Below are 7,471 nucleotides of genomic sequence, written 5' to 3' on the forward strand. Positions count from 1 at the left end.
ACGGTTAGGAGCCCATCTTTGATAAGAATGTTTTGTTAAATAATCGTGAATATAAGGAACATTATTTGCACTAATATATGGCTTACCATCATCTGATAATCCGGAAAGACTGGAAGCTCGATATACATCGATTATATGAAGGTCTGACTCTTTGTTTATGGATAATAGAGTTTGTACATACATTCGCTGGTCTTCAAAGAAAGGGAATGTTTGAAAGTAAGAACTCCGCAATCTCTTGTTCTCAAAGAAGTCTGTTAAACCATGAAATAAATCACCGAATATAAGTTTTTCTACTTGTGAATATTTTTTTCCATCACATTCAATACAAATAGTCTCAGTCGTATCACTTTTAGTTTCAAGTACACGGAAGCGAGCCGCGAATTCAATCGCTTCTGATAATGTCATGTTAGGAGCGGTTTTTATTTCTGTCCGAATTGTTAAGAACCCAAGCTCATAAGGACAAAGTGTTACATCAATAGAATGTATCTTGAATGGAACGGAAATAAGGTTAGTTGTTAAATGTCCATTTAAATTAAGGTCTTTAGAATAGCGCTGTAATCCTTTTTGATGTTCTGAATGAGGAAAGAGAATTTTATTTGTAAAGGAAAGATAGTATGCTTCCATATTTTGATGTGAAACTTGAAATTTCCCGTAATATGTATTTTCATCTTCAAGATGATCGAGTCGAAAAGGTCGAAAATCATTTTTTTGTAAGAAAGGGAACATATTTTGTTCATATCCAGTTTTAAACGAAAACGGGAATATAAATTGAAATATAGCTGTTGTTACATCTTTTTCCTCGATTGTTTGTATTGCCTCCATTTACATTGTTTCCTTTCCGTATAAGCTATAGAAACAACATGCCCAATTTTTCTTGAAAATAACCTCTCTTGTTCATTAGATTAAGAATGAAAATTCAGCTTATTTAACAAAGGACATGTATAATGTTATGTATACTAAAATTAGTATAATTGTGTTAGAAAAAGGGGGATGTTGTATGCGTATTTTAGTATTAGGAGCTGGGGGCGTTGGCGGATTTTTCGGTGGCCGATTAGTAGAAAAGGGAGAAGATGTTACATTTCTCGTTCGCAGCAAAAGAAAACAGCAATTAGAAGAAAAAGGCCTTGTTATTCGTAGTGTTAATGGAGATTTTTCATTTCAACCGAAATTGGTAACGAAAGAAGATAGAACGACTCCATTTGATGTGATTTTATTTTCAACAAAAGCGTATCATTTACACGAGGCGACCATAGATTTAAAGCCGTTTGTAGGTAAAAATACTGTAATAATCCCATTGTTAAATGGTATCGCTCATTTATCACTATTACAAAAGGAATTAGGTGAAGAGAAAGTAATTGGCGGTCTATGCTTTATCGAGACGACATTAAACGATCAGGGAGAAATTGTACAAACGAGTGCTGCCAACAGACTTGTATTTGGGGAAATTAAGTCTCAAGATTCAGAGAGAATAAAGCTTATTTCTAAAACATTTGCAGATACAAAAGCTAGTTTTGTTTTAAGTGAAAATATTGTGCAAGATATGTGGCATAAATATTTATTTATCACCGTAATGTCAGGTGTGACAACATTAATGCGTGCGCCGATAGGACCGATTCGTGAGAGTGATGGAGGCCGAGAATTTATTAGGAACTTATTTGAAGAATCAGTGCAAATCATGAAATCTATGGGGGCTCCAGTTAAGGAGAATATAGCCCAGGAACATATGAAAACGATTGATAAAATTTCGTATGATATGAAGTCATCGATGCAACGGGATATGGAAAAAGGTTCGCTCATTGAAGGGAAGCATTTACAAGGATACTTATTGAAATTAGCAGAGGAAATGTCTATAGATGTGCCTTTATTAAGTGTTGTGTATCAAAATTTAAAGGTGTATGAAAAAATGATTTTTACTAAAGAAATGGTATGAAAAAGAGTAAAGGATAGCAAAATATAAATGTTGCTATCCTTTTTTTGTTTCTTTTTGACAATTTATTCGTTTCTTTTCGGTTTATCTGTCGTATTTCGTTCTCTTTCACGTTTACCATATAGCTGATTAATTTCATTTGCTACTGCATCTAAATAGGAATCGGAAAAAAGTGGCTTCTTTTCTTTAGACATACGGGTCTCCTTTGTGGATTTTTAGTATTCATTATGTATATTTTTCGGTGGATTATGCGCAATCGTTTTAATTTTTTTCTTTTTTAAAATTTTTGTTTACTTTTTGAAAATAAAGGAGTATTATAATCCACAGTTTCAATTTTCTAAATCGCTGAAGCCGCATGGTGCGGGGGACCCGTTCTTATGGATTAGTACATAATCCAATGGGGTGAATCCTTGAAAAAGGTAGGGCTACTCATAGGCCCGAATCCGACAGCTAACCTCGTAAGCGTTATATTGAGAAGGAAGGTGGAGCTTGTGCGACAAAAAAAATAATGTCTACAAGTCTATTTCGTTATGGCTTGTAGACATTTTTGTTTTCTGAAGAAATAGTTTATCGCTGTAACTAGCAGAATCGTTCGTACAAAATTATTGGAGAGTGGACAGCATTGGTTTCATCTATTAAAAGATTTTTAATTGGAAGACCGTTAAAATCAACTGAGTTAGGAGAGCAAAAACTTAATAAAACGAAGGCGCTAGCCATTTTATCTTCTGACGCATTGTCATCGGTCGCATACGGACCAGAGCAAATATTAATTGCACTAGCAGGTCTTGGAGCAATAGCTTATTGGTATTCCATTCCGATAGCTGTTGGGGTATTAGTATTATTGACAGCTCTTATTTTATCTTATCGACAAATTATTTTTGCTTACCCTCATGGCGGCGGAGCATATGTTGTATCAAAAGAAAATTTAGGGATGAATCCGGGATTAATAGCTGGAGGATCTTTATTAGTCGATTACATTTTAACTGTTGCAGTAAGTGTGTCCGCAGGTACAGATGCACTCACATCAGCTTTTCCTAGTTTACATGCACATAATGTAATCATTGCGATTATATTTGTCATATTGATTACCATCTTAAATTTAAGAGGCGTAACGGAATCAGCTTCCGTTTTAGCATATCCGGTTTATTTATTCGTTGTAGCATTATTTATATTAATTGGTGTAGGAATATATAATATTTTGACTGGTCACGTTTCACCCACGCTGCATTCGCCAATTGGAACACCAGTTGCGGGAATTAGTTTGTTCTTACTGTTACGAGCATTTGCTTCAGGAAGCTCTGCTTTAACGGGTGTTGAGGCGATATCTAACGCAATTCCAAACTTTAAAGATCCTGCACCTAACAATGCAGCGAAAACATTGCTTGCAATGGGTGCATTACTTGCAGTTTTATTTTCTGGAATTGTCTTTTTAGCTTATTATTACGGAATTAATCCAAGTAAGGAAGTAACAGTCGTTTCACAAATTGCTGAACAAACTTTTGGACGTAATTTCATGTACTATTTCATACAAGGTACAACAGCTTTAATATTAATTCTTGCGGCTAACACAGGTTATTCTGCATTTCCACTATTAGCGGTTAATCTTGCAAAAGATAAGTTCATACCGAGAATGTTTACGATTAGAGGAGACCGCCTAGGTTATTCAAACGGTATTATTATACTTGGGATTTCTTCGATTATTTTAATTGTAGCTTTTCAGGGGAAAACAGAACACTTGATTCCGCTATATGCAGTAGGGGTATTTATTCCGTTTACACTTTCTCAAACTGGAATGGTACTAAAATGGCTTCGTGAAAAGCCTGAAGGATGGGCTTTAAGATTAACGGTTAATTTAATTGGTGCAGTCATTAGTTTTATCGTTATGAGCATGTTCTTTTTAACTAAGTTCGCACAAGTTTGGTCAATCCTTATTTTCTTACCTTTTATTATCTTCTTGTTCCATCGAATTAAGAAGCATTATGATGCAGTGGGCGATCAATTAAGTTTAAAAACTTGTGAACCACTTGTTCCGATTGAAGGGAATGTAATTGTCGTTCCTGTAGCTGGTATGACTCATGTAGTAGAAAATTCATTGAACTATGCTAAGGCTCTTTCTGCAGATCAAGTTATCGCTGTATATGTTGCTTTTGACAGAGAAGAGGAAAAGAAATTTGAAGAGAAATGGGAGAAGTGGCAACCTGAAGTAAGGCTTGTTACATTACATTCTCATTATAGAAGCATTATTCAGCCGCTTACAAAATTTATTGACACAGTGCAATATAAAGCGAGTGAATCAAATTACCGAGTTACGGTCGTTATACCACAGTTTATTCCGAAAAAAGGTTGGCATAACATTCTTCATAATCAGTCTAGTTTACTCATTCGTGCGTATTTACTCTATAAAAGAAATGTTGTTATTACGACAGTTCCATATCATTTGAAAAAGTAATAAGATTTTTTAAGGATAGCTTCACGAAAGTGAAGCTATCCTTTTTGTGTATATGCTATGCATAATTGCATATAGGCCTTAAAGTTATATTGATATAATGTAATCACTTATGAGTAAACAGTGTTTTTTGTTGTGATATATGGATATTTTAATGGAGGAAGTTAAGTGGATTTTATTTTGGAATAAGGACATGAGGTCTTGAAAATAAAGGGAATTAAAATACTTCTTTACGATAGATGAATAGCTGTGTTTAAATGACCTTACAGTACAAAACTTTAATAAAAACAAAACGGAATTTCATATTTACGTGCGTTATTTATCTTAAAATGAATAATATTTTCATGTAATATATTCACTGTGTGAATATGGAAATTGCGATGAAACAGAAATTTTATACAATGTTATTCATACTAAACACATGTGAAAAGTTATGAAATGTTTTATAACAATAAGTAAGTACTGTAGAAATAAAGTTTGAGAGAGGTGTTTCGTACATGACTCACGGTGAGAACGTTCTCTATTTTTAACCATCTCAAATAATGTGCAAGAAAATAGAATAATAAAATGCGATAGTAATAGTTGCTAATACATAGGAGGGGTTAAAGTGAAAAAAACTTTAATTACAGGGTTATTGGTTACAGCAGTATCTACGAGTTGCTTCATTCCTGTAAGCGCTTACGCTGAAGAGGGGCAACCAAAGGTGAAAGTATTAAACGTGCAAAATGTAATTGCTCCAAATACATTATCAAATTCAATTAGAATGTTAGGGTCACAGTCACCACTTATCCAAGCATACGGATTAGTTATTTTACAACAACCAGACATTAAGGTAAATGCGATGAGTAGTTTGACGAATCATCAAAAATTTGTAAAGGCGAATGTACGAGAGTGGATTGATGAATATAATCCGAAGCTAATCGACTTAAATCAAGAGATGATGAGATACAGCACTAGATTTAATAGCTATTATAGTAAGCTCTATGAACTAGCAGGAAAAGTAAATGAAGATGAACAGGCAAAAGCAGATTTTACAAACGCATATGGAAAATTACAATTGCAAGTCCAAAGCATTCAAGAGAGTATGGGGCAAGATTTATTAGAGTTAAATCGATTTAAAACGGTATTAGACAAAGATAGTAATAACTTATCAATTAAAGCTGATGAAGCAATAAAAACACTGCAAGGATCAAGTGGAGATATTGTGAAATTAAGAGAAGACATAAAAAGAATTCAAGGGGAAATTCAAGCTGAACTAACTACTATTTTGAATAGACCACAAGAAATTATTAAAGGTTCTATTAATATCGGTAAACAAGTATTTACAATCACAAATCAAACTGCACAAACGAAAACAATCGATTTTGTTTCTATCGGTACTTTAAGTAATGAAATTGTAAATGCTGCAGATAGTCAAACGAGGGAAGCTGCTCTTCGTATTCAACAAAAGCAAAAAGAGTTATTACCACTTATTCAAAAGTTATCACAAACTGAATCAGAGGCAACACAAATTACATTCGTTGAAGATCAAGTAAGTAGCTTTACAGAACTAATTGATCGCCAAATTACAACTTTAGAGACGTTATTAACGGATTGGAAAGTTTTAAACAATAATATGATCCAAATTCAAGCAAATATTGAAGAAGGCACGTATACAGACAGTAGTTTACTTCAAAAACATTTCAATCAACTTAAAAAAGTAAGTGATGAAATGAATAAGCAAACAAATCAATTTGAAGATTACGTTACAAACGTTGAAGTACATTAAACAGAAAAATAATTAGCGATATAGGGAGAGAAGAAAAATGACAAAAAAACCATATAAAGTAATGGCTCTATCAGCACTTATGGCAGTATTTGCAGCAGGGAATATTATGCCAGCCCATACGTATGCTGCTGAAAGTACAGTGAAACAAGCTCCAATTCATGCTGTAGCAAAAGCATATAATGATTATGACGAATATTCATTAGGACCAGAAGGCCTTAAAGATGCGATGGAAAGAACAGGTTCTAACGCTTTAGTAATGGATCTGTACGCTTTAACAATTATTAAACAAGGTAATGTTAACTTTGGGAACGTAACGTCAGTTGATACATCTTTAAAAGGTAAAGTGATTCAGCATCAAGATACAGCTAGAGGGAATGCACAACAATGGCTAGATGTATTGAAGCCACAGCTTATTTCAACAAATCAAAATATCATTAATTACAATACGAAATTCCAAAACTATTATGATACTTTAGTTGCTGCGGTTGATGCAAAGGATAAAGCAACTCTTACGAAAGGTCTAACTAGATTATCAAGTAGTATTACTGAAAATAAAGCGCAAGTAGATAAGTTAGTAGAAGACTTAAAGAAATTCCGAAATAAAATGACGTCGGATACTCAAAATTTCAAGGGAGATGCAAATCAAATTACATCTATCTTGGCTAGTCAAGATGCTGGAATTCCGCTTCTGCAAAATCAAATTACAACGTATAATGAAGCAATTAGTAAATATAATGCAATTATTATCGGTTCATCTGTTGCGACAGCTTTAGGCCCAATTGCAATTATCGGTGGTGCGGTTGTAATTGCTACGGGAGCAGGAACTCCGCTAGGAATCGCATTAATTGCAGGTGGAACAGCAGCAGTAGGTGGTGGTACTGCAGGAATCGTCTTAGCGAAGAAAGAGCTTGATAATGCACAGGCAGAAATTCAAAAGATAACAGGACAAGTTACAACTGCGCAATTAGAAGTGGCAGGACTAACGAACATTAAAACACAAACTGAATATTTAACAAACACAATTGATACAGCAATTACAGCGTTGCAAAACATTTCAAATCAATGGTACACAATGGGATCAAAATACAATTCTTTACTTCAAAATGTAGATTCAATTAGTCCAAATGACCTTGTTTTCATTAAAGAAGATTTAAACATTGCGAAAGATAGCTGGAAGAACATTAAAGACTATGCAGAAAAAATCTATGCTGAAGATATTAAAGTAGTAGATACGAAAAAAGCATAATCGAATACGAATCGTTAGAGCGTTAAGTATTGATGAATGAGTTGAAGCTCCTGTTCAGTTGTGAGCAGGAGCTTTTTTATATCC

General features: G+C 34.0%; 5 protein-coding genes, 1 pseudogene and 1 riboswitch. Of the genes and pseudogenes, 4 read left to right on the plus strand and 2 right to left on the minus strand.

Going from position 1 to position 7,471, the window contains the following annotated elements; genetic code table 11:
• A pseudogene (locus AC1DTM_RS14640) lies at window positions 1–822 on the minus strand (hypothetical protein); the annotation flags it as partial.
• A gap of 175 nt (window positions 823–997) precedes the next feature.
• On the opposite strand from AC1DTM_RS14640, the gene panE reads away from it, so the two are divergent.
• Window positions 998–1,930 carry a 2-dehydropantoate 2-reductase gene (gene panE / locus AC1DTM_RS14645; protein ID WP_477000397.1) on the plus strand — a complete coding sequence of 311 codons (933 nt, stop codon included), beginning with the start codon at window positions 998–1,000 and terminating at the stop codon, window positions 1,928–1,930.
• A 62-nt stretch (window positions 1,931–1,992) separates the two neighbouring features.
• On the opposite strand, the gene AC1DTM_RS14650 is transcribed toward panE, so the two are convergent.
• On the minus strand, window positions 1,993–2,121 hold the full coding sequence (locus tag AC1DTM_RS14650) for a hypothetical protein (RefSeq protein WP_002086273.1): 129 nt from the start codon (window positions 2,119–2,121) through the stop codon (window positions 1,993–1,995).
• A 139-nt stretch (window positions 2,122–2,260) separates the two neighbouring features.
• Window positions 2,261–2,407: riboswitch (cyclic di-AMP (ydaO/yuaA leader) on the plus strand.
• Between the two features lie 142 nt (window positions 2,408–2,549).
• Here AC1DTM_RS14650 and AC1DTM_RS14655 point away from each other — a divergent pair.
• From AC1DTM_RS14655 to nheB, 3 genes are all read left to right on the plus strand, one after another.
• Complete coding sequence (locus AC1DTM_RS14655; protein WP_002126816.1) at window positions 2,550–4,376, plus strand: APC family permease; 1,827 nt, start codon at window positions 2,550–2,552, stop codon at window positions 4,374–4,376.
• Window positions 4,377–4,980: 604 nt separating this feature from the next.
• Complete coding sequence (gene nheA / locus AC1DTM_RS14660) at window positions 4,981–6,141, plus strand: non-hemolytic enterotoxin NHE subunit A (RefSeq protein WP_477000398.1); 1,161 nt, start codon at window positions 4,981–4,983, stop codon at window positions 6,139–6,141.
• Between the two features lie 37 nt (window positions 6,142–6,178).
• Window positions 6,179–7,387, plus strand: a complete 1,209-nt coding sequence (gene nheB / locus AC1DTM_RS14665) for a non-hemolytic enterotoxin NHE subunit B (RefSeq protein WP_477000399.1) — start codon at window positions 6,179–6,181, stop codon at window positions 7,385–7,387.
• Window positions 7,388–7,471 lie beyond the last annotated feature (84 nt).

The organism is Bacillus sp. P4_D3 (assembly GCF_056401855.1).

Excerpts from the sequence above, each read along its gene's own strand:
- nheB (WP_477000399.1), top strand. The coding sequence starts at position 6,179 with ATGACAAAAAAACCATATAAAGTAATGGCTCTATCAGCACTTATGGCA.
- AC1DTM_RS14650 (WP_002086273.1), bottom strand. The coding sequence starts at position 2,121 with ATGTCTAAAGAAAAGAAGCCACTTTTTTCCGATTCCTATTTAGATGCA.
- panE (WP_477000397.1), top strand. The coding sequence starts at position 998 with ATGCGTATTTTAGTATTAGGAGCTGGGGGCGTTGGCGGATTTTTCGGT.